The following is a 24,869-nucleotide window of genomic DNA, read 5'->3' as shown; positions in this document are numbered from 1 at the left end:
GTGGCGAGCGCTATTGGTCCTCATGGTACAGGATGGCCGCCGCTATCGGCAGGCAGAAACGGCCAGCCGAACTTTTCGGCTATCAAATTAATACCCGCAACAATATGAAAAACACAAGATACAAAACATGCATGCATTAACTGGGATGCTTGTTTTTTATAGGAAAAATCCTCAATAGCGACGCTTTTTTTCTTATTTCAGGATGTCACTTGTTTTTCCATATAGCCTGAGGAATAATAAAATTATTGATAAAAATCAACAATTTATATGCTACCTCGCATATGGCACAATATATCCACCCAAATACAATGTGGATTGCCGATATTCTCACCAATTGTCACATTTAAATACTGCCCATCAGATTATCACGCAATGTAACAATGTAATTCAGCAGGCCATATCAATAATCCCCTCCACATATAAACGTTGATTCGAACCAAGGAAACATTATGGACGCAGCCAGCCATGTCAGCCACTCACAGGATCTGGACTTACAAGCGATAAACACTGCCATCAACCGTGTGCAGGCGGTGATCGAATTCGAGCTCGACGGCACCATCCTGTATGCCAATGACAACTTCCTCAGGGTGGTCGGCTATGCCCTCGACGAGGTGCAGGGCAAGCATCACGCCATGTTCTGCGATGCCGAGTATGTGAAGACGCCGCAATACCGAGAATTCTGGGCCAGGCTGGCGCGCGGCGAATTCGACCAGGGCGACTACAAGCGCGTCGCCAGGGATGGCCACGAGCTGTGGATCAGCGCTTCCTACAATCCGATCTTCGACGCCGACGGCAAGCCATATAAAGTCATCAAGTTCGCTACCGACGTGACCGCCGTCAAAATGCGCAATGCCGAATATGAAGGCAAGGTCAGCGCCATCGGCAAGGCGCAGGCGGTGGTGGAATTCGACATGCATGGCAATGTGATCGAAGCCAATGCCAATTTCCTGGAAGTGATGGGTTACGAGCTGGCCGATATCCTCGGCGAACACCATCGCCTGTTCTGCGAAGCGGAATATGCCAACAGCCTCGACTATAAAAAGTTCTGGCAAAAGTTGAATCGCGGCGAATTCGATAGCGGCCGCTACAAGCGCATCGGCAACAACGGCAAGGTGGTATGGATACAGGCGACCTACAATCCCATCCTCGACCTCAATGGCAAGCCATATAAAGTGGTGAAATATGCCATCGACATTACCGAGCAGGTCAGGCTGGAAGCGAGCATCCAGGACAAATCGCACGATGAAAGCCGCAAGGTCAAAGTGCTGCTCGAATCGGTGGCGCGCGCGGCCCAGGGCGACCTGACCTGCACCATCGTGCAGGAAGGCGAGGAACCGATCGACCTGCTCGCTGGTGGCATCGGCAAAATGATCGTCGACCTGCGCGGCGTGATCGCCAACGTGGTGGCCGCAGCTGGCGGCTTTGCCGATTCCTCGCATGCGATCGCCGAGCGTGCCACCGGCGTGGCGGTAGGCACGCAGGCGCTGGGCGCCACCGTCGAACAGATGAACGCCTCGATCGACGGACTGACCTTTTCCATCAATTCCATCGCCGAGAACGTCTCAAGCGCCGATTACCTGGCCCGCGCCACGCAGCAGGAAGCCGAAGCGGGCGCGCGCGCCGTGGCCAAGTCGATCGAAGCGATGGACCTGATCAACCGCTCCTCGGAAGATATCGGCGAAATCGTCAAGGTCATCAGCGAGATCGCCAATCAGACCAATATGCTGGCCTTTAACGCGGCCATCGAGGCAGCGCGCGCCGGCGAGCATGGCCTGGGCTTTTCGGTGGTGGCCGACGAAGTGCGCAAACTGGCCGAGCGCTCGTCGCAGGCGACCAAGGAAATTTCCAAACTGATCAACGAGTCGGTCAAGCGGGTCAGCACCGGCAGCGAGATTTCGCGCCAGGCCAGCGACGCCTTCGACAAGATCGTTTCGGGCGTGGGCAAGACCACGCTGGCCATTTCCGATATCTCCAAGGCCGCCAACGAACAGCTGCTGACGGCGCGCGAGTATCGACCGCGATCCAGTATATCGCCGAGGAAACGGAAAAATCGGCCGCCAATGTCGACAGCATCGCCCGTTCCACCGATGCCCTGAACGACCGCGCCGGCAGCCTGAACCAGACCGTCTCCGGTTTCGTTGTCTAGGAGCCGCATTGCAATGAGCCACACCGCCACACTGACACCGGAAGTTCTCACCAGCCTGATCGCCATGGTGCGCCAGCATACGGGCATCGCCATGACGCCGCGCAAGAGCATTCTGCTCGAGCGGCGCCTGCAGCCGCGCCTGCAGGCGCTCTCCTTGCACAGCTACCAGGCTTACCTGGACCGCGTCCGCAGCGACCGCGAGGAAGTCGCCCATTTCATCGACCTGGTGACCACCAACGACACGCTGTTTTTCCGCACGCCGCAAATCTGGGAGTATTTTGGCGAGCGCTATTTGCCAGCCTGGGCGCGCCAGCATCCGGGCGGCTGCCTGAAAGTATGGTCGGCTGCTGCCGCCAGCGGCGAAGAGCTGTATTCGATCGCCATGGCGTGCGAAGAATTCAGGTTGCTGCAGCCGGATTTCCGCTACCAGATCCTGGCCAGCGACATTTCGCAGCAGATATTGAACGCCGCGCGCACCGGCCAGTACAGCGGCCGTTCGGTCGAACGCATCCGGCTGTCACACCCCGAGCTGCTGCGCAAATACTTCATGGCCTCGCCGTATGGCGTGCAGGTCAACGACGAGCTGCGGCAACACGTCAGCTTTGCGCTGCACAACCTGCTCGAACCGTTGCGTCCGGCCCAGCAATTCGATGTGGTGTTCCTGCGCAATGTGCTGATTTATTTCGACGCCGAGCACCAGGAAACCGTGCTGCGCCAGGCACGCCACAGCCTGAAGGACGATGGCCGGCTGATTTTGGGCGAATCGGAAACGATCGCCCGCCTCGGCACCGGCTATCAATTCGAGTTTCCCATGATTTACAAGACAGGCGAGGCCTAGATGAATCTGACGATCGATACGCCGCGCAAGCAGGTCGGCATGGGCCAGCTGAGCGTGGGCGCACATGACGACCAGCTGCAGGCCCTGCTGGGTTCCTGCATCGGCATCGGCTTTCTCTGGAAAAAAGGCGGGCGCTGCGGCCTGGCCCATTGCTTGCTGCCGGAAGCGCCAAGGCTCGATGGCAGCCTGGGTGCGCGCTATGTAAACCAGGCCGTGCCGTCGCTGCTGCGCCTGATGGGCGTGCGGGTAGCCGATTACCCCGATATCGAGGTGGTGCTGGCGGGCGGCGCCAGCATGTTTGGCGCGCGCAATGCACGGCTGCAAGTGGGCCGGCAAAACGTCGAGGCGGCACAAAAGTACCTGGAGCGCTGCGGCCTGAACGTGGGTTTTTGCGCCCTGGGCGGGCAGCAGGGGCGCCAGTTGCTGATCGATTGCGCCGACCACAGCTACGCCGTCACCGATGTGGCCGCCTCCGGGCAGCGGCCGGGCCGGGCCGTCAACCCTTATGCGGGAGTCCATCATGGACATGCATGAAGCCAATGTGGTGGCGCAGGCCCGCCAGGCCAGCAGCGAACTGTTTGGCTCCTTCTGGCTGGGCGGCGACGAGTTCGCCCTGCCCGCCAGCTGCATCCGCGAGGTGGTCAATTATCCGGCGAAGATGACGGTGCTGCCGCTCTCGCCCGCCTACCTGGAAGGCATGTTCACCCTGCGCGGCAGCGTGATTCCGGTGGTCAACCTGGGCCGCCTGTTCCGGCCCGGTGCGCCCGCTGCTGCTGCCGCCGACAAGGTCGCCATCCTCGACTTCCAGCAGGTGCTGATCGGCATCGTGTTCCAGGACACGGGGGAGATCATGCGCGTGCAGCCAGCCCAGCGCTCGGCCCTGCAGTATGCGGCCGGCGATGCGCATGCCGTAGTCGCCGGCACCATCTTGCTGGACGACGGCGCTCGGCTGCTGCAGATACTCGATCCGCAGGCCCTGGTGCGCATCGAAAACGTGCCGCAAGTGCTGGCGCGCCAGGCAGCCAACGGCCAGCAGGCCGCGCGCCTGCTGGCGCAGCGCGAACGGCGCCAGTGCGTGAGCTTTCATGCGGCCGGCTCGGCGTTTGCCTTTGACATGGCGGCGATCCAGGAAATCATCCGCGTGCCCGAGCTGCACAGCTCCATACTGAACAGCGCGCTGTGCCTGGGCCGCATGCATTTTCGCGGCAGCCAGGTGGCGGTGGTCGACTTTGCCGCCCTGCTGCAGGCGCCTGGCACCAGCGTCGGGGCGTCGCTGGAACAGCGCGTGATCGTGGTGCGCCTGGATGACGCCACCGTGGGTTTCCTGGTCGATTCGGTCGACAGCATCGTCCATTACTTTAGCGACGAGGTGCTGCCGATACCGCTATTGAGCCGCGCGCGCGCCGCCATGTTTGCCGGCTGCATCTCGAAAGACGGCGTGGGCGACATCATCGTGCTTGACCACCGTGAAATCCTGTCGCACGCCGAAATTGTAGAGATGCAGCAGGGCCATGCGCGGCTGTATCCGACCAAGGAAGAGGCCGCCGCCACGCGCAAGGCGCAGCGCCAGGTCTACATCACTTTTACGGTGGAAAATCCGTTTGCCATTGAAATCAAGCAGGTACGTGAAATCATCGATGTCAGCAGCGCCATCACCAGGCCGCCCGGCCTGCCCTCCTTCATGCGCGGCATATTGAATTTGCGCCAGCAAATGATCAGCATCGTCGACCTGCGCCAGCTGTACGGCATGGCGCCGCTGGCCGACGAAAGCAATGCCAAGATCCTTATCATCGAGCGGGGCGAGGAACGCTACGGCTTCCTGGTCGACGCCGTGAACAACATCATGACGATTTCCGACAGCCAGCGCTTTTCGGCGCCGCAACTGATCCGCAATGGCAACCAGGACGACCTGCGCAGCGAAATGGAAGAGATGATCGATATCGGCACGGCGGAACAGCGGCAGACCTTGAGCGTGTTTCGCTGTGACCGGCTGCTGGACAAGCTGGGGCAGGAGGCAGCGTAGGTCGGATTAGCGCGCAAGCGCGTAATCCGACACCACCACCGGCCGCGCCAACAATGGCGTCGGATTACGGTCCTGCGGACCTAATCCGACCTACATGCCTTGAATGCACGGGTTATCAAACCAAGCTATGCCCCTTGAACTGCTCCCGCAGCTTGTTCTTCTGGATCTTGCCGGTCGCCCCCATCGGCAACGCGTCGACAAACAGCACGTCGTCCGGGGTCCACCATTTGGCGATCTTGCCATCGAAAAACTGCAGCAGCTCGGCGCGCGAGACCGTCATGCCGGGCCGCTGCACCACCACCAGCACCGGGCGCTCGTCCCATTTCGGGTGGAACAGGCCGATGCAGGCCGCCTGCAGCACGGCCGGGTGCGCCATGGCCAGGTTTTCCAGGTCGATCGTGCCGATCCACTCGCCGCCCGACTTGATCACATCCTTGCTGCGGTCGGTGATCTGCATATAGCCATCGGCGTCGATAGTGGCCACGTCGCCGGTCGGGAACCAGCCGTCCTGCAGCACGTCGCCGCCCTCGTCCTTGTAATACGATGAAATGATCCACGGTCCTTTCACCATCAAATGACCGTAGCTGCTGCCATCCCACGGCAGCTCCTTGCCATCGTCATCGACGATCTTCATGTCCACGCCATAGATCGCATGGCCCTGCTTTTGCAATATCTTGCGCTGCTGGTCTTTCGGCAAGTCGAGGTGCCTGGCCAGCAGGCCGCCGGTAGTGCCCAGCGGCGACATTTCCGTCATGCCCCAGGCGTGGATCACTTCCACGCCGAACTGGTCGATCAGGGTATCCATCATCGCCGGCGGACAGGCCGCGCCGCCGATCACGGTGCGGCGGAAGGTGGAAAACGTCAGCTGGTTCTGCAGCACATGGTTGAGCAGGCCCAGCCAGACAGTTGGCACGCCAGCTGAAAACGTCACTTTTTCCGCTTCGAACAATTCGTACAGCGACTTGCCGTCGAGCGCCGCGCCGGGAAACACCAGGCGCGCGCCGGACAGGGGAACGGAATACGGCAGGCCCCAGGCGTTCACATGGAACATCGGCACCACCGGCAACACCGTGTCCGAGGCGCGCACGTTCAGGCCGCTGGGCATGGCCGAGGCGTAGGCATGCAAGACGGTCGAGCGGTGCGAATACAGCGCGCCCTTGGGGTTGCCGGTGGTACCCGAGGTGTAGCACAGGGTGGCGGCGGCGTTTTCGTCAAACAGCGGCCATTCGTACTGGTCGGAATGGCTGGCGATCAGGTCCTCGTAGCACAGCAAATCGGGGATGGTGGTGCTTTCCGGCATGCGGTCGCGGTCGCACATCAGCACGAAATGGCGCACGAACTGGCAGCTGGCGGCGATTTTTTCCACCACCGGCAAAAAAGTCAGGTCGAACAGCAGCACCTGGTCTTCGGCATGATTGGAAATATAGGCGATCTGGTCGGGAAACAGGCGCGGGTTGATGGTATGCAGCACGGCGCCCGAGCCGGACACGGCGTAATACGCTTCCAGATGACGGTAGCCGTTCCAGGCGAGGGTGGCCACGCGGTCGCCCATGCCGACACCGAGACCATGCAGGGCATTGGCCAGGCGCCGCGCGCGCTGGTGGCAATCGCGATAAGTATAGCGATGCATGTCGCCTTCCACCCGCCGCGAGACGATCTCGCTGGCGCCATGGTGGCGCGATGCGAATTCGATTATGCTGGAAATCAACAGGGGCTGATTCATCATCTGGCCCATCACCGGACTGACCTGAAATACCGACATCGCGTCTCCTCGACTCTTAAGGTTTAACTAACTCCGCCCAGTTTTGACCGCTCGTGCTATTCAGGTCAACGCATTTCGATATTGCGCCGCAACATGGAATGCGCGGTTCCGTTTTGCAGCGCGCCGCAGAGAACCACGCGCTGCGGTAAAATCGCCGTTTCGCCTATTGCAACTGCCTGCGAGCTCAACATGACTGGAACACCCATTAGCGCATCGACCCTGCCCCTGAACAATGGCTTTGCGGCCCTGCCGCCCGCGTTCTACACGCGTTTGATGCCGACCCCGCTGCCTGCGCCGTATTTTGTCGCCGCCAGCGCGCCAGCGGCCAGCATCATCGGCCTCGATGCGGCGCGCCTGGCCGAAGCCGATTTCGTGGAACTATTGAGCGGCAATACTGTTGCCCAGCAGTCGCAGCCACTGGCCGCCGTGTATTCGGGCCACCAGTTCGGCGTGTGGGCCGGCCAGCTGGGCGACGGCCGCGCCATTTTGCTGGGCGATATTGCCACGCCCGCTGGCCCGATGGAGTTGCAATTGAAAGGCGCCGGCGCCACGCCGTATTCGCGCATGGGCGACGGGCGCGCCGTGCTGCGCTCGTCGATCCGCGAATTCCTGTGTTCGGAAGCAATGGCCGCGCTCGGCATTCCCACCTCGCGCGCGCTGGCCATCATGGGCTCGCAGCAGGGCATCATGCGCGAAACGGTGGAGACGGCCGCCGTCGTCACCCGCATGGCGCCCAGTTTCGTGCGCTTCGGCTCGTTCGAACACTGGTTCTCGCGCAAGAAACCCGATGAATTGAAAATCCTTGCCGATTATGTGATCGACAGTTTTTACCCGGCACTGCGCGCGCATGGCAACCCGTACCAGGCGCTGCTGCAGGAAGTCTGCGTGCACACGGCGCACATGATCGCGCACTGGCAGGCGGTCGGCTTCATGCATGGCGTGATGAATACCGACAATATGTCGATCCTGGGCCTCACGCTCGACTACGGCCCGTTCGGCTTCATGGAAGCGTTTGACGCCGAGCATATCTGCAACCATACCGACAGCCAGGGCCGCTATTCGTATGCGAATCAGCCGCAGGTGGGGCACTGGAACTGCTACGCGCTGGGCCAGGCGCTGCTGCCGCTGATCGGCGAAGTTTCCCTGGCACAGGCGGCGCTCGACAGCTACGAGCCGGCGTTTGCGTCCAAAATGAACGAATTGCTGCGCGCCAAGCTGGGCCTGCGTACGGAACAAGACGGCGACAGCCAGTTGTTCGACGCGATGTTTGCCGTGATGCAGGCCAACCATGTGGACTTTACCAATTTCTTCCGTGCCCTGGGCAATCTGCAGGTCGGCGCGCCCGAGCATGACACCGAGCTGCGCGACATGTTCATCGATCGCCCGGCGTTCGATGGCTGGGCTCTGCAGTACCGCGCGCGCCTGGTGCTGGAACAGAGCGACGATTTGTTGCGAAAGCTTGCAATGGATCAGGTCAACCCCAAATACGTGCTTCGCAATTATCTGGCCCAGGTCGCCATCGACAAGGCGCAGCAGCACGACTACTCGGAAGTGGCGCAATTGCTGGCGGTTTTGCAAAAGCCATTTGACGAACAGCCCGAACACCAGCACTATGCGGCCCTGCCGCCCGACTGGGCCAGCCATCTTGAAGTAAGCTGCTCTTCCTAAGGAGTCAACATGACCACCAGCAAAGTACAAAAAACCGACGCCGAATGGCGTGCCATGCTCGACACCATGGAATACCAGGTGACGCGCCATGCGGCCACCGAACGCGCCTTCACGGGCAAGTTCTGGGATCACCATGAACACGGCATCTATACCTGCGTGTGCTGCAATACGCCGCTGTTCGCCTCCGATACCAAGTTCGACTCCGGCTGCGGCTGGCCCAGCTATTTCCAGGCGCTCGATCCGGCCAATGTGAAGGAAATCGTCGACCGCACCCATGGCATGGTGCGCACCGAAATCATTTGCGCCGTCTGCGACGCCCACCTGGGCCACGTATTTCCGGACGGTCCGCCGCCGACAGGGCTGCGCTATTGCATCAATTCCGCCTCCTTGCGCTTCGATCCGCAGCCTTGAGCAAAGCACGGGGATGGCCTAAGCCATTCCTAAGGCGCTTTTTTGTTGACCATAGTAAAGTCTTGTCATGAAATTTCTCTTCGACCTCTTCCCGCTGATCGCCTTCTTCACCGCCTTCAAACTGGGCGGCATGTATGAAACGGCGACGCACGACTTCGTGCAGCAGTATTTGTCCGGCATCGTTTCCGGCGGCGTGATCCAGCCCGAACAGGCGCCGTGGGTACTGGCGACCCTGGTCGGCATCGTCGCCACCGCCTGCCAGGTCAGCTATCTGCTGCTGCGCGGACGCAAGGTCGACGGCATGCTGTGGCTGTCGCTGTTCATCTTCGTGGTGTTCGGCGGCGCCAGCATCTACCTGCACGACGATTTCTTCCTGAAATGGAAGCCGACCCTGATCTACTGGCTGTCCGGCCTGGCCCTGTTGATCGCCCATGTGGGCTTCAGGAAAAACCTGATCCGCAAGACCATGGAAGCGCAAGTGCAATTGCCCGATGCCGTGTGGAACCAGCTGCTGGCGGCCTGGATCATTTTCTTCGGCGCCATCGGCGCACTGAACCTGTTCGTGGCCTTCGTGCTGTACAAGGGCGACATGGCGGCCTGGGTCAGCTTCAAGGCGTTTGGCGCCACCGGCATCTTCTTTGCCTTTATCGTCGCGCAAACCCTGTTCCTGTCCAAACATATCAAGGAAGACGCATGAGTACCGAACTGAACAACTCGCCGGCGACGCGCATGGAACGCATCCGCGCCCGCCTGGAAGCGGCGCTGTCGCCTGTGGAATGCGTGCTTGAAGACGACTCGGCCAGCCACCGCGGCCATGCCGGCGCCGCCTCTGGCGGAGGCCACTACAATGTACGCATTATTTCCAGCAAATTTGAAGGGCTCAGGCTCGTCATGCGCCATCGTCTGGTGTATGATTCCGTGCACGATATGATGCATAATGAGATCCATGCATTGGCTATTGTCGCATTGGCGCCCTCCGAAGCATGATATGGATGGCGTTTTTGGCGTAGGCCGGTGATCCGGCATGACGCTGCAGCAAACGCGATAAACACAAAAATTTTGATGCGTTTTTTACGAAACTTTCCCTAACAGGATTTAATAATGACTTTTAAGCCAGCCCGCTTGCTGATCGCACTACTCGCCGTAGCCGCTGTACCTGTTTTTGCGCAAAATGTTGCCGTTGTAAATGGCAAGGCTATCCCATCGTCGCGCGTTGATGCAGTCGTCAAGCAAGTCGTCGCCCAAGGCCAGCAGCCGGATTCGCCGCAATTGCGCGAGGCGATCAAGAAAGACCTGATCGGCCGTGAAGTGCTGATGCAGGAAGCGGAAAGCAAGGGTTTCGGTAAAGATGCGGCTGTCAAACTGCAAATCGAGAACGCACGCCAGGCTATCGTCATCAATGCCCTGGTCGGTGACTACCTGAAAAAGAATCCGGTCAGCGACGCCGATATCAAGGCCGAGTACGATCGTTTCGTGGCCCAGACCGGCGACAAGGAATATCATGTGCGCCACATCCTGGTCGGCACGGAAGCCGAAGCGAAAGACGTGATCGCCAAGCTCAAGGGCGGCGCCAAGTTCGAAGACCTGGCCAAGCAATCGAAAGATGCGGGTTCGGCCGACAACGGCGGCGACCTGGACTGGGCAGCGCCTTCGTCCTTCCCGAAAGTGTTCTCGGACGCCTTCGTGAAACTTCAAAAAGGCCAGGTCACGGACACCCCGGTGCAAACGCCTAACGGCTTCCACGTGATCAAGCTCGACGACACCCGCGCGGCAAAACTGCCGACCCTGGAAGAAGTCAAGCCACAGATCTCCGAAGCGCTGCAGCAGAAAAAACTGCAGGCTTACCAGGAAGACATGATCAAAAAAGCGAAGGTTCAATAAGAACCAACCACCCCGGCGCCCCTTTCGGCGCCGGTCGTGTATTGTGCGTTTGAACTAACATCGTTATTGTATTTTTATAGGAATAAACATGATTTTGAAGCCAGCCCGCCTGATTCTTGCTTTGGTTGCCGTTGCTGCCGTGCCAGCTTTCGCGCAAAACGTCGCCACCGTCAATGGCAAGGCCATTCCGGCATCGCGCGTCGACCAGGTCGTCAAGCAAGTCGTCGCCCAGGGCAAGCAACCAGATTCGCCGCAACTGCGCGAAGCCATCAAGAAAGACCTGATCGGCCGCGAAGTGCTGATCCAGGAAGCCGACAAGCAAGGCTATGGCACCCGCCCTGAAATCAAGGCCCAGCTCGACAACGCACGCCAGAGCATCATCATCAATGCCCTGCTGGCCGACTACGTCAAGAAAAACCCGGTCAAGGATGCTGAAATCAAGGCCGAGTACGACAAGTTCAAGGCACAGGCCGGCGACAAGGAATACCATGCGCGCCATATCCTGGTAGCAACCGAAGCCGAAGCGAAAGACATCATCGCCAAGCTCAAGGGCGGCGCCAAGTTCGAAGAACTGGCCAAGGTCTCGAAAGACGGCTCCGCAGCCAATGGCGGCGACCTGGACTGGGCCAGCCCGAACTCCTACGTCAAGCCATTCGCTGACGCCCTGGTGGCCCTGAAGCCAGGCCAGGTCACGCAAACGCCGGTGCAGTCGCAATTCGGCTTCCACGTGATCAAGCTGGAAGAAACCCGTCCGACCAAGCTGCCGGCACTGGAAGAAGTCAAAGGCCAGGTCTCTGAATCGATTCAACAGAAAAAACTCGCCGCCTACCGCGACGAACTGATGAAAAAAGCCAAGGTTCAGTAATTTGACCCTGCTCGCAAAAAGCGCTCTTCGGAGCGCTTTTTTTATGGTAAGTGCTTATGCGAAACTGAACCAGGCCCGCGCAATGCGGCCATCGACCACTTCATAGGTCGCCACCAGTTCCTGTTCGGTCGCACCCTGGTCCGTGACGCTGGTGACGATCTCATGATCGATCACCAGCTTGCCGCAGGCGATGCGGTTGAGCAGCTTGGCCTGCGGACGGCTGGCGGCAAAGCGGGCCGTAAAACGGGCGGCGATCTGCGCGCTGCCTTCGGCCAGCAAGGTGTCGGGATGCTGGAACTGCTGGACGTTATCGGCGTAGATGGCAAGCAGCGCATCCACGTCGTGGGCATTGTAGGCGTCGAGCTGGGCTTGCACGATGTCGGTGGGAGTGAAAGTATTCATGGTTCTCCTGTAGGAATGGCAAATTCTATAATGTGCGTGGGGGAACGGACAAGCCTGTTCGCCACTGCCAGACTGGCCTTTTACAATGACGAGGCCAGCTTTCATGTCCCGAACGATCTCACCATCCGCCCCCCTGCCCGGCCACGTCAGCGTGCGCGGTGCGCGCGAGCATAACCTGAAGAATGTCGACGTCGATATCCCGCGCGATGCGCTGGTGGTTTTCACCGGCGTGTCCGGCTCCGGCAAGTCCTCGCTGGCCTTTGGCACCCTGTACGCCGAAGCGCAGCGGCGCTATCTTGAATCGGTCTCGCCATATGCGCGCCGGCTGTTCCACCAGATGGCGGTACCGGAAGTGGACAGCATCGACGGCCTGCCGCCGGCCGTGGCCCTGCAGCAGCAGCGCGGCGCACCCACCACGCGCTCGTCGGTGGGCAGCGTCACGACAGTCGCCAACCTGCTGCGCATGCTGTATTCGCGCGCCGGCGACTATCCCAAGGACCAGCCGCTGCTGTATGCGGAGTCGTTTTCGCCCAATACTGCCGAAGGCGCCTGCCCGCAATGCCATGGCCTGGGCCGCGTGTATGAAGTCACCGAGCATTCAATGGTGCCGGACGACACGCTCACCATCCGCGAACGCGCGATTGCCGCCTGGCCCACCGCCTGGCATGGCCAGAATCTGCGCGACATATTGACCACCCTGGGGCATGACGTCGATACGCCGTGGCGCGAACTGCCGCAAAAAGTGCGCGACTGGATCCTGTTTACCGATGAGCAGCCGGTGGTACCGGTATATGCGGGTTTGACGCCGAAGGAGACCAAGGCAGCCCTCAAGGCCAAGCTGCCGCCGAGCTACATGGGCACGTTTACGGGCGCGCGCAAATACGTGCTGCAAACCTTTGCCACCAGTCCCAGCGCGCAGATGAAAAAGCGCGTGGCGCAATATATGCTGGGCGCCGACTGCCCGGCCTGCAAGGGCAAGCGCCTGCGCCAGGAATCGCTGTCGGTACGCTTTGCCGGCCTCGATATCGCCGAGCTGTCGCGCCTGAGCCTGGCAAGGCTGGCAGCGCTGTTCGCCCCTTATGTCACGGGCAAGGCCACCATAAGCGACAGCCGCGCGCATCCGGAAAAAGCCATCGTCACCCAGCGCATCGCGCAGGACCTGGCGGGCCGGCTCGAGGTGCTGCTGGATCTGGGCCTCGGTTACCTGAGCTTGGACCGCGGTACGCCCACGCTGTCGCCAGGCGAATTGCAGCGCCTGCGCCTGGCCACGCAGGTGCGCTCGAACCTGTTTGGCGTCGTGTATGTGCTGGACGAGCCGTCGGCGGGCCTGCATCCGGCCGACACCGAAGCGCTGCTGCGTTCGCTGGCGCGCCTGAAGGCCTCGGGCAATTCCCTTTTCGTGGTGGAGCATGACCTGGACGTGATCGCGCAGGCGGACTGGATAGTCGACGTGGGGCCGCAGGCAGGCGAGCACGGCGGCCAGATTCTCTACAGTGGCGCGCCGGAGGGCTTGCGCGACGTCAAACAGTCGCAGACGCGCCGCTATCTGTTCGACGAAGGCAAGCCGGCGCAGCGCACCCCGCGCACGCCCGCCGGCTGGCTGGCGGTGGAAGGCGTCACGCGCAACAACCTGCGTGGACTCGATGCACGGTTTCCACTGGGCGTGCTGTGCAGCGTGTCGGGCGTGTCCGGTTCGGGCAAATCGACCCTGGTCAGCCAGGCGCTGGTGGAACTGGTGTCCAACCAGCTGGGCCAGGCCGTCAGCGCCGAATCCGATGACGACTCGCCGCTGGCGCCCGTAGTGCTGCCCACGGGCGGGCGCATTGCAAGCGGGCTGGAGCATGTGCGCCGTCTCGTCACGGTCGACCAGAAGCCGATCGGCCGCACGCCGCGCTCGAACCTGGCCACCTATACGGGCCTGTTCGACCATGTGCGCAAGCTGTTTGCAGCCACCCCGGCAGCGAAGAAACGCCATTTCGACGCGGGACGTTTTTCGTTCAATGTCAGCAAGGGCCGCTGCGCCACCTGCGAAGGCGAAGGGCAAGTGATGGTCGAATTGCTGTTCCTGCCCAGCGTGTATGCGCCCTGCCCCGTTTGCCACGGCGCGCGTTATAACGCGGACACATTGAAAGTCGAGTACCGCGGCAAGAATATCGCGCAAGTGCTGCGCCTGACGGTGGACGATGCGCTGGACTTTTTCGCCGGTGAAGCCGCGCTGGAGCGGCCGCTGTCGGTGCTGGCCGAGGTGGGCCTGGGCTATTTGCGGCTGGGCCAGTCGGCCACCGAATTGTCGGGCGGCGAGGCGCAGCGGGTGAAACTGGCCACCGAACTGCAGCGTAGCAGCCACGGCAACACCCTGTATATCCTCGATGAGCCGACCACCGGCCTGCACCCGGCCGACATCGACCGCCTGGTGGCCCAGCTCGACACCCTGGTGGCGGCCGGCAATACAGTCATTGCGGTGGAGCACGACATGCGGGTGCTGGCGGCCAGCGACTGGGTCATCGATATCGGCCCCTGCGCGGGCGACGATGGCGGCCTGGTGGTGGCCAGCGGGCCGCCAGCAGCGGTGGCAAAAGCCAGGGGCAGCCGCACGGCGCCATACCTGGCCAGAGCCCTCGCTTGAGCGGAACACTGCCGGCCAGCATTTGCTGGGATAATATCAACTTGGAATCACAAAACGTGTCGGCACATTGTGCGCGGCATCAACAAATACCCGGGTAACAGGAGCAAACATCATGAAATGGGAAGGCAACCGCGAGAGCGACAATGTGGAGGATCGCCGTGGCGAAGGCGGCGGGGGCGGTGGTGGCGGCTTTGGTTTCGGCGGGCGCTCGATCGGCATCGGCACCATCGTCATCGCGCTGGTCGGCGGCTGGGTGCTGGGCGTCAATCCGATGACCATCCTCAGCCTGCTGAGCGGCGGCGGTGGCGGCCAGGTCACCACCCAGACGCAGGCACCGACGCAGCAAACCCGGCAGCCGCCGGTGGACGACGAGATGTCGCGCTTCGTGAAAACTGTGCTGGCCGATACGGAAGATACCTGGACCACCCTGTTCAAGGCCGAAGGCGGCAGCTATGTGCGGCCCAAGCTGGTGCTGTTTTCAGGCAGCACGCCGACCGCCTGCGGCACCGGCCAGAGCGCTACCGGGCCCTTCTATTGCCCCGGCGACCAGAAAGTCTATCTCGATCTCGATTTTTTCAACTTGATGCAGCAGCGTTTCAAGGTGTCGGGCGAATTTGCGCAGGCATATGTCATTGCGCATGAAGTGGGCCACCATGTACAGAACCTGTTGGGCCTGTCCGAAAAGGTCGACAATGCGCGCCGCACGGCCACCGAGCGCCAGGCCAACGCCATGTCGGTGCGCCTGGAACTGCAGGCTGACTGCTTTGCCGGCGTGTGGGCCTATCACGCCAATGCCGAGCGCAAGATCCTGGAACAGGGTGACGTGGAAGCGGCCCTGAAGGCGGCCACGGCGATCGGCGACGACGCGCTGCAGCGCCAGGCGCAAGGCCATGTGGTGCCCGATTCGTTTACCCACGGCACTTCCGAGCAGCGTGTGCGCTGGTTCAGCAAGGGCATCGAATCGGGCCGGATTTCGCAGTGCAATACGTTTGAAGCGAAGCAACTCTAAAGCCTAGGGGATGGTGACCTCGAAGCGCCGGCCCAGGCGCTTCAATTCGCCGCTCTCGACCAGGGCATTGAATTCCTGGTCGAACTGCAGGCGCAGGCGGTCGAATTCCGGCGAGCGGGGAAAAGCCAGGTAGCCGTTCTGTACCTCCAGCACGCGCGGCAATATCCTGACTTGCCGGCCCATGTCCAGGCGGGCCACCACGGGTTCGGTATTGCGCCGGTTGGTGACGAACAGGTCGACATGGTTATGCACCAGCATCCGCAAGCCATTTTCCACGTTGTTGGCCACGCTGACGTGCAAGGTGGGCCGCGCCCGTTCCAGGTCGGAGCCGTAGGCCCAGCCATTGAGCATCACCAGGCGGCGATTTTTTAATGTCGCATAGTTGCCGTCCCAGCTGAAACCGGCGTCCTGGCGCGTATAAAAGACGATCTGGTCCTGGTAAAACGGCTTCTCGGAAAAGGCCATGCTGGCAAAACGCTCGGGCGCCTTGTACGGGCCGATAAGGATATCGGCCTGGCCCTGGGCCAGCATGGCTTGCGCACGCGCCCACGGCACCATGCGAAAGCGCACGGTATTGCCGGTGCGCGCCGCCAGAATACGTACCAGTTCGGCGCCCAGGCCCTGGTATTGGCCATTGCTCTGGTAGTCGAACACGCGTTCGAACTGCGCGCCCACGGCCAGCAGTTCACGCGCCTGCGCCGGCAATGGCGCGAACAGGACCGGCAACAGGGCCAGTCCAGGCAGGTGCCGGCGCCAGCGGCGCTGCCCTGCCCGGTTCATCAGCCGACGATGCGCAGCGAGTAATCGGTGGCCCGTATATCCTTGGTCAGGCTGCCGATCGAGATACGGTCGACGCCGGTTTCGGCGATCGCGCGCACGGTGTCAAAATTGATGCCGCCCGACGCTTCGAGCAGCGCGCGCCCGGCGGTCAGCGCCACCGCCTCGCGCATCATGTCGTTGCTGAAATTATCCAGCAGCACCGACACGGCGCCGGCATCCAGTGCTTCCTGCAGCTGGGCCAGCGTTTCCACCTCGATCTGTACCGGCACGCCGGCGTCCAGCGTGCGCGCATTGTCGAGTGCCTGGCGTATGCCGCCGGCGGCCGCGATATGGTTTTCCTTGATCAGGATGCCATCGTACAGGGCCAGGCGCTGGTTCTGCCCGCCGCCCACGCGCACCGCATATTTTTGTGCCAGGCGCAGGCCAGGCAGGGTCTTGCGCGTGTCCAGGATCGCCGCTTTGGTGCCGGCGATCACGTCGACGTACTGGCGCGTGACAGTCGCCACGGCCGACAGCAGCTGCAAAAAGTTCAGCGCGCTGCGTTCGGCCGTCAGCAAGGCGCGCGCCGGCGCCTCGATGCTGCACACCACGCTGTCGGCCGTCATCAGGTCGCCCTCGGCGTAATGCCAGTCGATGATCATGTTGCGGTCCAGGCTATGCATGATGCCCTGGAACCATGGCGCGCCGCACAGCACGGCCGCTTCGCGCACGATCACGCGCGCGGTAACGATCTCGTCGGGCGGCACCAGCTCGCCAGTCAGGTCGCACTGGCCCACGTCTTCCATCAGCGCGGCCAGCAGGTTGGCTTCAAAGGCGCGCGCCAGGGCGGCGTCAAACGGGGCAAAAGAATTTACGAGAGTACTCATGCGGGACCAATTCCTTGAAACAGTTGAGCTTCCTTGGCCAGGTCGGCGCCTGGCTGCACGCCGGCCTTTTTGGCGGCGGCAAAGTCGAGCATGCGGTTGATCGAACGCACGGCCAGCTGGCCCACTTGCGGATCGACATGAATTTCGTTCTGCATGTTTTCAAGCGTCTCGGCCAGGTTGCGCAGGCCGTTCATGGCCATCCATGGGCAATGCGCGCAGCTTTTGCAGGTAGCGCTGTTGCCGGCCGTGGGCGCTTCGATAAAGCGCTTGCCGGGCGCTGCGGCGCGCATCTTGTGCAAAATGCCATTGTCGGTGGCAACAATAAAGGTGTCGCTGTCCATCGTTTGCGCGGCGGCAATCATTTGCGAGGTCGAGCCCACCATGTCGGCCAGCGCGACCACATTGGCCGGCGACTCCGGGTGCACCAGCACCTTGGCCTGTGGATACTCTTCCTTCAGCAGGTCGAGTTCGATGCCCTTGAATTCGTCGTGCACCAGGCAGGAACCCTGCCACAGGAGCATGTCGGCGCCGGTTTCTTTCTGAATGTAGGAGCCCAGGTGCTTGTCGGGCGCCCACAGGATTTTCTTGCCCTGCGCATGCAGGTGGGCGACGATATCGAGGCCGATCGAGGACGTTACCATCCAGTCGGCGCGCGCCTTGACCGCCGCGCTGGTATTGGCATACACCACCACCGTGCGGTCGGGATGCTGGTCGCAAAAGGCCGTGAATTCATCGACCGGGCAACCGAGGTCGAGCGAACAGGTGGCGTCCAGGTCGGGCATCAGCACGGTTTTTTCCGGGCTCAGGATCTTCGCCGTTTCGCCCATGAAGCGCACGCCGGCTACCACCAGCGTTTTTGCAGGATGGTCGCGCCCGAAGCGCGCCATTTCCAGCGAGTCGGAAACGCAGCCGCCGGTTTCTTCGGCCAGGTCCTGCAGGTCGGCGTCGACATAATAGTGGGCGACCAGCACCGCTTCGCGCTCGACCAGCAGGCGCTTGATGCGGGCAATCAGTTCGGTTTTTTCAGACGGGGAAGGCGTGGCTGGCGTACGCGCCCAGGCGTGGGCGGTACAGCTGGCGCCGTCTTGCGGATGTTCGTACTCGACGGATTTGATGGCTAGAGTTTGCATGGCGTAGGGTAGCTGGGTGAGAATACACGATGGCATATCGGCAGGCCGATTGCCCAGCCTGCGACACTGCATGCCGGAGGCGCTGCGTGCGCCATCCGGCAAGCCATCGAATTAATCGATGCCTTGGCTCTTCAGGTAATCCTCGTAATTGCCGCTGTAATCGACAATCCCGTCTTCCTTGATCTCGATGATGCGGTTCGCCAGCGAGGAGACGAATTCGCGGTCGTGCGACACGAAGATCAGGGTGCCGGCGTATTTTTCCAGCGCAATGTTCAAGGATTCGATCGATTCCATGTCCATGTGGTTGGTCGGCTCGTCAAGCAGCAGCACGTTGTGGCGGCCCAGCATCAGCTTGCCGTACATCATGCGGCCTTTTTCACCACCGGACAGCACCTTGACGGCCTTTTTCACATCGTCGCCACCGAACAGCAGGCGGCCCAGGATCGAGCGCACGGCCTGGTCGTCGTCGCCCTCTTTGGTCCATTGCCCGATCCAGTCGGTCAGGTTGGTGTCCTTGGCGAAGTCTTCGGTCGGGTCTTGCGGCATGTAGCCGACGTTGGCGTTTTCCGCCCATTTCACGCGGCCTTGATCTGGCTGCAAGCCGGCCAGGTCGCCCGCGATACAGCGCAGCATGGTGGTCTTGCCGGCGCCGTTGGCGCCGATGATGGCGATGCGTTCGCCCGCTTCGACCATGATCGAGAAATTCTTGAACAGCTGGCGGTCGAATGCTTTCGAGATGTTTTCCACTTCCACCGCCAGGCGGTGCAGCTTTTTCTCGCCGTCGAAACGCACGAACGGATAGGCGCGCGACGATGGCTTGATGTCGTCGACCTTGATCTTCTCGATCTGCTTGGCGCGGGAAGTGGCCTGGCGGGCTTTCGATTTGTTGGCGGCGAAGCGGCGCACGAATTCCTGCAGCTCGGCAACCTTGTCTTTCGCTTTCGCGTTGTTGGCCAGCTGCTGGTTACGCGCCTGGGTCGAGGCGAACATGTATTCGTCGTAGTTGCCCGGGTAAACCTTCAGGGTCCCATAGTCCATGTCGGCCACGTGTGTGCAAACCTGGTTCAGGAAGTGGCGATCGTGGGAAATGATGATCATGGTCGAGTTGCGCTCGTTGAGCACGTCTTCCAGCCAGCGAATCGTGTTGATGTCCAGATTGTTGGTGGGCTCGTCGAGCAGCAAAATATCAGGATTCGAGAACAGCGCCTGCGCCAGCAGCACGCGCAGCTTCCAGCCTGGCGACACATTGCTCATCGGACCCTGGTGCAGGTCGATGGCAACACCGGCGCCCAGCAGCAGCTCGCCGGCGCGCGATTCGGCTGTATAGCCGTCATATTCCGAGACCTTGCCTTCCAGCTCGGCGGCCTTCATGTAGTCGTCGTCGGTCGCTTCGAGGTTCGCATAGATGGCGTCGCGTTCCTGCATCGCGGCCCACATTTCCGTATGGCCCATCATCACCACGTCAAGCACGCGCATCTCTTCGAACGCGAACTGGTCCTGGCGCAACTTGCCGAGGCGCTCATTGGTATCGAGCATGACATTGCCGCCCGACGGTTCCAGGTCGCCGCCGAGGATTTTCATGAACGTCGACTTGCCGCAGCCATTGGCGCCAATCAGGCCATAGCGGTTGCCGTCGCCGAACTTGACGGAGATATTCTCAAACAATGGCTTGGCGCCAAACTGCATCGTGATATTAGCTGTACTGAGCATGTGGTATCGGGTCTTTATCCAGTGAAAACAGGGTGTTGAATACTTTCTCTCCATTATACAGTACCTGCCACGCAGTATTCCCGGGCAAAAAGCCATGACAGTCCTGCAGCATCTCGCTACACTGTCGATGCCGTAATCTCAACTCACCCTGACAGACATCCCGTGAAAAAAATCCTCGTCGCCACCGCCATCGCCGTCATTGCCCTGGGCGCCGTGACCTATGCTTCACCCTATTACACCCTGTACCAGATGAAAGCCGCACTGGCAGAGCGCGACGCCACCGCGCTGGCAGAACATGTCGACTTCCCTGCCCTGCGTGAAAACGTCAAGCAGCAGATCAATGGCGCCATGGCCGAGAGCGTCAAGGCCACTGTCGGCGCCGACAATCCGTTTGCCGCCATGGGCCAGGCCTTTGCCAGCAGCATGACGAACAAAATGGTGGACGCGATGGTCTCGCCGGTCGGCGTGGTGGCGCTGGTCAACAGGAGCGTGGTCAGCAGCGAGGAAAAGGTCGACGGCGCCGATACGGCGCAAGCGCCCAGGGCCGAAGCCAAGGGGCGTTACGTCGCGGCGTATGCGGGTTGGGACCGCTTCGTGATCCGTCCGACAAGCAATCAGGACGATGGCGGCGGCCTGGTCTTGCGCCGCCATGGCTTGTGGAACTGGAAACTGAGTGGCCTGGAAATATCGAAGGCCATGGCCGCCACCAGGTAATAGCGGCGGGTCACGGCCCGTTGCTACATGCCCAGCGACTTCAGCAGGTCTTCGTTGTCGTCGTCCGCGGCAGCGGGCGCCGGTGCGGGGGTCGCATCCCTGGCCTTGTTCGCGAATTCGGAGTCCATCAGCGAGTCGGTGTCGACTTCCTGCGAGTCGAAATCGTGCAGCTTGATGAACTCGGTACGGTCGATCGCCAGTTCCAGGTAGAAAATATTGTTCTTTTCGGTATAGAACGTCACGCGGCGCATTTCAGGGCGGTCCAGCGGCGTATCGACGCTGAGCATGACCTGCTTGTTGAGCACCAGCATTTTTGGCTGGCTCTGCGTGATATTGGTTTGCAGTTCGCGCCGCACCTTGCCGGTAAAGTCGCCGACGATCTGGTTCATCAGCTCGCCCATAATGTTCGACACTTCATCGGAGGTGTAAAACGCCGCCAGTTCCGACTTTGGCATGCCCATGTGCAACATGTAGCGCTCGTAGATTTCCATCGCCGTGTCGGCTGCGAAATTGAGCACCACCAGGCCCGTGAAGCCGCCGTCAAACATGACGAAGCAACCGATATCGGGCTTCAGGCCGGTCTTGGTGATGCGCTGCACCATGCCGGAATAATTGACCCTGCTTTGCGTTGCGACGTTCAGCACCCGGACCACCGAGTTGCACAAACTCATCAACAAATCTTCTGTACCGTACACAACATCCTTTTCTGCGCTCATGGGCAACCTCTCGTACTTTTTATCCGTGCTTTTTATAATCGTATTTCTATGTAGAAATATGTATCAGATGGGCAGAATACCGGTGTGCGCCATGTCCGTCCAGCCATACCTGCATTTACTTGACGATGTGTCGGGAAATCGTCCTTTCCCGCGCCGCGCTGGTGTCTGGCGGAACAGGTCTGGTCACCAATTTCAGGCATCATCTGTTTTACAGGCAACAAAATGAAAGACAGCGATGAATCAAGATCAGGCATTGCAAGAGATGCAGGCCGCCATGCAAACGTGGTTCGACGAACAGGCGCGCAGGGAGCCGGGCAAGACCGTGGCGCGCACCACCTTGCAGATCGGCGTGTTCAACGAGCTGCTGCTCGACTACCAGCCGGGCCGCACCAGCCTGGACGTGGACCTGGGTTTCGGCCAGGAGCCGCCATCGGCGCATGCGCCATTCCTGACGCCGGCGCAAGTGGGGGACGCTATCGTGCCCGCGCTGGCACTGGCCTTCCGGCAAGCCCTGGCCAGCGCCGACCCGGCGCTGCTGGACTATCATTTCCGCTTGCGCGCCACCATTCCTACCACCGAAGGCCAGCGGGAATGGCTGGTGCTCGAACTGCTCGACGAAGCCAAGCGGCAAGCGCTGCTGGCGCGCATCAACACGTATATCGACAGCAAGCTGCGCGCCGGCAGCTATGACGGCAAGCCGCTGGAATCGTTTTTCCTCAGCCGGCACCTGCTCGATCCAAGGCTGTTCCCTGCCCTGGACGCAGCCTGGACCATCGCGCAATTCGAGCACATGCAGCAGCTGCGCCCCGGCCGCAAGGCGGCGCTGGCCGAGCATCGCGGCAATCTCATCCGCGCTGGCACCAGCTGGGCCGAGGATTGCTTCCTGCCCCGCTATTTCGAGGTGCGGCGCTCGGAGTACCAGCCAAACGAATACGCCATCAAGCCAGGTGCGCAGGACAGCGCCGGCGATGGCCAGATCGACCTGCTGCTGTATATTGCCGTGATGATATTGCGCCACGAGCCCGGCTACGCCAAGCCGGCTGGCCTGCAGTTCATCCAACTGGCCACGCAACTGGGCAGCGAACGCGCGGCGCGCATGCTGACCGAGGGCAGCGGCAGTTTTGCGCAGGACGCCATCGCCCTGGCAACCGGCCAGGTCAGCTGCAACGCGAACGATGTGTTCGCCACTATCCATATCGTGATCAAGGAAGAAGGCGCCGCAGCCTATGCCCAGGCGCTCGATTTCGTGACCCATCTGCTGGAAAACGGTTTTCCAAAAAGCTATCAGATCAAGCTGAAATCGACGGCCAGGAATTACCTGCCGGTAAAAGGGCTGGCCAAGTCCGATACGCACCGCTTTTTCGCCAATGCCCTGGCCTGGCCGGAACTGCATCCGCAGCTGGCGCGCTATGCCCGCGCGGCGATTGCGAAATATGAGTTCTATGCCGATACCGAAGATGAAAGAAATTGCATGCCGGGCAGCTACGCCGTCTTCGGCCTGGCGCTGGCCGAGCCACACTGGTTTTCCTTGCTGGAACACTATATGGGGGCCGTCGATGAAGAGCATCAAAGCGTGCAGGACAGTTTTACGGCGGCCTTTGCCGCACGCTACGGCGTGAGCGAAACCTCGCTTGCGGCTTTGATCACGTGCCTGCGCCACTGCACCGACAATCTCAAACTGAAGATGGCACCGGCATTCGAGGATGACGCCATGCTGGAACTGCTGCACCGCCAGCTGCAAGGCCTGCAGGCGCATGAGGTGGCACATGTGCTGCAGGCAATCTGGGGCAAGCCGGAGAAACTGGCCGCGCTGGCGCGCAAGGCGCAGGGCCGGCGCCAGGAGCTGCTGGCCAGCCTTACGGCGCTTGGCGCGGTGACACGACGTTGAGGATGTCATCCAGGCTGGCCGGCTTGACCAGGTGATGGTCAAAGCCGATGACCTGGGTGCGCTCGCGCGTGTGGGCATCGCCCCAGGCGGTCAGCGCGATCATGCGCGTATGCCTGAAGCGCGGCGCCTGGCGCAGGGTCGATACCACATCAAAACCGGTAATTTCCGGCATGCCCAAGTCAAGCAGCATGACGTCGGGCTGGAAGGCGTCAGCGGCCTTGATCGCCTCGGCGCCGCCATAGATGGGCAGCGTCTCGTGCCCGCACATGTTCAGGAATTCGGCGATCAGATCCGCAGCGTCGCGATTGTCGTCGACGACCATGACACGCAAGGATGAAAGTTGGTTTGCCATTGTAGCCTGCTGTAAATACGCGCTGTCCGGCAAGGGTCAACGCTTGTATGCCAGCAGGTTCGAGGCGGCAGGTTGGTTTCCAGCCAGGGATGGTGACTGAAAGAATAAGGTTGCTTCGTTGAAATTATACATGCTTTTCCCTCCTGCTGATGCGTCATATCAAAGATTGTTTGCATATTTTAACAATCTTTCATTTCTGCATTGTAGGAGCTGACGCTGCCCTTATGTAGCTGAAACCGCCGCCACTGATGCCGTCGTCTAGCCGCGCTAGAAATCGAGCGCGCGCAGTACCACGCTGCTGGCCAACAGGTCGCGGCTCAGGTAGGCGAACGCCCTTTGGGCGATCCGCAGGCGGTGTGTTTCAAAGACAGACAAGGCGTCGCGATGGCCGCCTCCGAGGCTGAGCAGCGCGGTGGAGGTCACGCGACAGATCTTGTCGGCGCCAAACGCGGCCAGGTGAAAGGTGACGGCGCCGTCGGCTCGATCAAGCGCCACGCTGTTGCGGAGGATTTCATATGGCATGGAACGTCCTTTGCCGCCATGCAGCGCACTGCGGCAGGCGGTGAAATGGGAGAGGCATCATTCCAGCCTAATCGGCTCGTTGCGCCGCTACCGTCTGCTACCGTACATAAAGAAGTGTTTGCATGCGTGATCGACCTGGCCAGTTTCTGCAGCTACAATGCGACAGATGAATAGCGCCAAAAGCAATATTACTCAAATACCAATTTTTGATACTTCGCCAGAGCAGGATGCCGCCCGGCGCCTGGCCCTGTTGCGCCTGCTGGAACCGGGCCATGCGCCAGGCGCCCTGGCTGCCGACATGCTGGCCCAAAACCTGCCCGGGCTGCACGTGCGCCAATTGCTGGCCCGGCTGCGCCGGCTGCGCGCCGCGCAGTCGAACTTGCTGCATTATGCTGGCGCCACCGAGGCACAGGCGCAGCAGGAGTTCGGCGCGGCGATAGCCGCCCTCAAGGCAGAGCTGGCCAAGCGCCCGCATGTGCCCAACAAGCAAGAAGCCAGGGCGCTGCGCCAGGCGGCGGCGAAACAACGCTGAACTATCCATTCTTTCTGTCATTTGAACT

General features: G+C 61.0%; 24 protein-coding genes. 15 read left to right on the top strand and 9 right to left on the bottom strand.

Annotated elements, in window-relative coordinates; translation table 11 throughout:
* Positions 1-449 precede the first annotated feature (449 nt).
* From AC0Z42_RS02960 to AC0Z42_RS02945, 4 genes are all read left to right on the top strand, one after another.
* The gene (locus AC0Z42_RS02960) at positions 450-2,096 is read left to right on the top strand and encodes a methyl-accepting chemotaxis protein (protein ID WP_485466731.1); all 1,647 of its coding nucleotides are present in this window, start codon (positions 450-452) and stop codon (positions 2,094-2,096) included.
* Between the two features lie 63 nt (positions 2,097-2,159).
* Positions 2,160-2,984, top strand: a complete 825-nt coding sequence (locus AC0Z42_RS02955; protein WP_485466730.1) for a CheR family methyltransferase — start codon at positions 2,160-2,162, stop codon at positions 2,982-2,984.
* On the top strand, positions 2,985-3,518 hold the full coding sequence (locus AC0Z42_RS02950; RefSeq protein WP_485466729.1) for a chemotaxis protein CheD: 534 nt from the start codon (positions 2,985-2,987) through the stop codon (positions 3,516-3,518).
* Positions 3,505-5,007 (top strand): chemotaxis protein CheW, encoded by a 1,503-nt coding sequence (locus AC0Z42_RS02945; protein WP_485466728.1) that lies wholly within the window; start codon positions 3,505-3,507, stop codon positions 5,005-5,007. Before AC0Z42_RS02950 ends, AC0Z42_RS02945 begins: the two co-directional genes overlap by 14 nt.
* Before the next feature lie 115 nt (positions 5,008-5,122).
* On the opposite strand, the gene AC0Z42_RS02940 is transcribed toward AC0Z42_RS02945, so the two are convergent.
* Positions 5,123-6,769 carry a 3-(methylthio)propionyl-CoA ligase gene (locus AC0Z42_RS02940; protein WP_485466727.1) on the bottom strand — a complete coding sequence of 549 codons (1,647 nt, stop codon included), beginning with the start codon at positions 6,767-6,769 and terminating at the stop codon, positions 5,123-5,125.
* Between the two features lie 189 nt (positions 6,770-6,958).
* Between AC0Z42_RS02940 and AC0Z42_RS02935 the strand changes: the two genes are divergently transcribed.
* From AC0Z42_RS02935 to AC0Z42_RS02910, 6 genes are all read left to right on the top strand, one after another.
* A complete protein-coding gene (locus AC0Z42_RS02935; RefSeq protein ID WP_485466726.1) occupies positions 6,959-8,437 on the top strand; it encodes a protein adenylyltransferase SelO in 1,479 nt (492 codons plus the stop codon).
* 9 nt (positions 8,438-8,446) lie between these two features.
* On the top strand, positions 8,447-8,848 hold the full coding sequence (gene msrB, locus AC0Z42_RS02930) for a peptide-methionine (R)-S-oxide reductase MsrB (protein WP_485466725.1): 402 nt from the start codon (positions 8,447-8,449) through the stop codon (positions 8,846-8,848).
* A gap of 67 nt (positions 8,849-8,915) precedes the next feature.
* A complete protein-coding gene (locus AC0Z42_RS02925) occupies positions 8,916-9,545 on the top strand; it encodes a septation protein A (protein ID WP_485466724.1) in 630 nt (209 codons plus the stop codon).
* Complete coding sequence (locus tag AC0Z42_RS02920) at positions 9,542-9,835, top strand: BolA family protein (RefSeq protein WP_485466723.1); 294 nt, start codon at positions 9,542-9,544, stop codon at positions 9,833-9,835. The genes AC0Z42_RS02925 and AC0Z42_RS02920 overlap by 4 nt, the downstream gene beginning before the upstream one ends.
* Positions 9,836-9,949: 114 nt before the next feature.
* Positions 9,950-10,729, top strand: a complete 780-nt coding sequence (locus AC0Z42_RS02915) for a peptidylprolyl isomerase (RefSeq protein WP_485466722.1) — start codon at positions 9,950-9,952, stop codon at positions 10,727-10,729.
* Positions 10,730-10,817: 88 nt separating this feature from the next.
* The gene (locus AC0Z42_RS02910) at positions 10,818-11,594 is read left to right on the top strand and encodes a peptidylprolyl isomerase (RefSeq protein ID WP_485466721.1); all 777 of its coding nucleotides are present in this window, start codon (positions 10,818-10,820) and stop codon (positions 11,592-11,594) included.
* Between the two features lie 54 nt (positions 11,595-11,648).
* On the opposite strand, the gene AC0Z42_RS02905 is transcribed toward AC0Z42_RS02910, so the two are convergent.
* Entirely contained in the window at positions 11,649-11,996 is a 348-nt protein-coding gene (locus AC0Z42_RS02905) for a nuclear transport factor 2 family protein (protein WP_485466720.1), read from the bottom strand.
* Between the two features lie 103 nt (positions 11,997-12,099).
* On the opposite strand from AC0Z42_RS02905, the gene AC0Z42_RS02900 reads away from it, so the two are divergent.
* Both AC0Z42_RS02900 and ypfJ read left to right on the top strand, forming a co-directional pair.
* A complete protein-coding gene (locus tag AC0Z42_RS02900) occupies positions 12,100-14,622 on the top strand; it encodes an excinuclease ABC subunit UvrA (RefSeq protein ID WP_485466719.1) in 2,523 nt (840 codons plus the stop codon).
* Positions 14,623-14,734: 112 nt separating this feature from the next.
* Complete coding sequence (ypfJ, locus tag AC0Z42_RS02895; protein ID WP_485466718.1) at positions 14,735-15,631, top strand: KPN_02809 family neutral zinc metallopeptidase; 897 nt, start codon at positions 14,735-14,737, stop codon at positions 15,629-15,631.
* Between the two features lie 3 nt (positions 15,632-15,634).
* On the opposite strand, the gene AC0Z42_RS02890 is transcribed toward ypfJ, so the two are convergent.
* The 4 genes from AC0Z42_RS02890 to AC0Z42_RS02875 form a co-directional block, all read right to left on the bottom strand.
* Complete coding sequence (locus tag AC0Z42_RS02890) at positions 15,635-16,411, bottom strand: substrate-binding periplasmic protein (RefSeq protein ID WP_485466717.1); 777 nt, start codon at positions 16,409-16,411, stop codon at positions 15,635-15,637.
* The gene (gene nadC / locus AC0Z42_RS02885; RefSeq protein ID WP_485466716.1) at positions 16,411-17,277 is read right to left on the bottom strand and encodes a carboxylating nicotinate-nucleotide diphosphorylase; all 867 of its coding nucleotides are present in this window, start codon (positions 17,275-17,277) and stop codon (positions 16,411-16,413) included. Before nadC ends, AC0Z42_RS02890 begins: the two co-directional genes overlap by 1 nt.
* Complete coding sequence (gene nadA / locus AC0Z42_RS02880; RefSeq protein WP_485466715.1) at positions 17,274-18,407, bottom strand: quinolinate synthase NadA; 1,134 nt, start codon at positions 18,405-18,407, stop codon at positions 17,274-17,276. Before nadA ends, nadC begins: the two co-directional genes overlap by 4 nt.
* Positions 18,408-18,518: 111 nt before the next feature.
* On the bottom strand, positions 18,519-20,117 hold the full coding sequence (locus AC0Z42_RS02875) for an ABC-F family ATPase (protein ID WP_485466714.1): 1,599 nt from the start codon (positions 20,115-20,117) through the stop codon (positions 18,519-18,521).
* A gap of 162 nt (positions 20,118-20,279) precedes the next feature.
* Here AC0Z42_RS02875 and AC0Z42_RS02870 point away from each other — a divergent pair, with 162 nt between their 5' ends.
* Positions 20,280-20,831 carry a DUF2939 domain-containing protein gene (locus tag AC0Z42_RS02870; RefSeq protein WP_485466713.1) on the top strand — a complete coding sequence of 184 codons (552 nt, stop codon included), beginning with the start codon at positions 20,280-20,282 and terminating at the stop codon, positions 20,829-20,831.
* Between the two features lie 23 nt (positions 20,832-20,854).
* On the opposite strand, the gene AC0Z42_RS02865 is transcribed toward AC0Z42_RS02870, so the two are convergent.
* The gene (locus tag AC0Z42_RS02865) at positions 20,855-21,547 is read right to left on the bottom strand and encodes a DUF3334 family protein (RefSeq protein WP_485466712.1); all 693 of its coding nucleotides are present in this window, start codon (positions 21,545-21,547) and stop codon (positions 20,855-20,857) included.
* Between the two features lie 235 nt (positions 21,548-21,782).
* Between AC0Z42_RS02865 and AC0Z42_RS02860 the strand changes: the two genes are divergently transcribed.
* Entirely contained in the window at positions 21,783-23,435 is a 1,653-nt protein-coding gene (locus AC0Z42_RS02860; RefSeq protein WP_485466711.1) for a DUF6138 family protein, read from the top strand.
* Here the strand turns inward: AC0Z42_RS02860 and AC0Z42_RS02855 are convergent.
* Both AC0Z42_RS02855 and AC0Z42_RS02850 read right to left on the bottom strand, forming a co-directional pair.
* Positions 23,404-23,787 (bottom strand): response regulator, encoded by a 384-nt coding sequence (locus tag AC0Z42_RS02855; protein ID WP_485466710.1) that lies wholly within the window; start codon positions 23,785-23,787, stop codon positions 23,404-23,406. The two genes, AC0Z42_RS02860 and AC0Z42_RS02855, sit on opposite strands and share 32 nt — an antisense overlap.
* Before the next feature lie 267 nt (positions 23,788-24,054).
* A complete protein-coding gene (locus tag AC0Z42_RS02850) occupies positions 24,055-24,309 on the bottom strand; it encodes a hypothetical protein (protein WP_485466709.1) in 255 nt (84 codons plus the stop codon).
* A 166-nt stretch (positions 24,310-24,475) separates the two neighbouring features.
* On the opposite strand from AC0Z42_RS02850, the gene AC0Z42_RS02845 reads away from it, so the two are divergent.
* Positions 24,476-24,841 (top strand): hypothetical protein, encoded by a 366-nt coding sequence (locus AC0Z42_RS02845; protein WP_485466708.1) that lies wholly within the window; start codon positions 24,476-24,478, stop codon positions 24,839-24,841.
* Positions 24,842-24,869: the final 28 nt, after the last annotated feature.

The sequence above is a fragment of the Janthinobacterium sp. 1L-D-8-B-C4 genome, from assembly GCF_057291295.1.
This window is presented reverse-complemented; position numbering and strand designations above follow the sequence as displayed.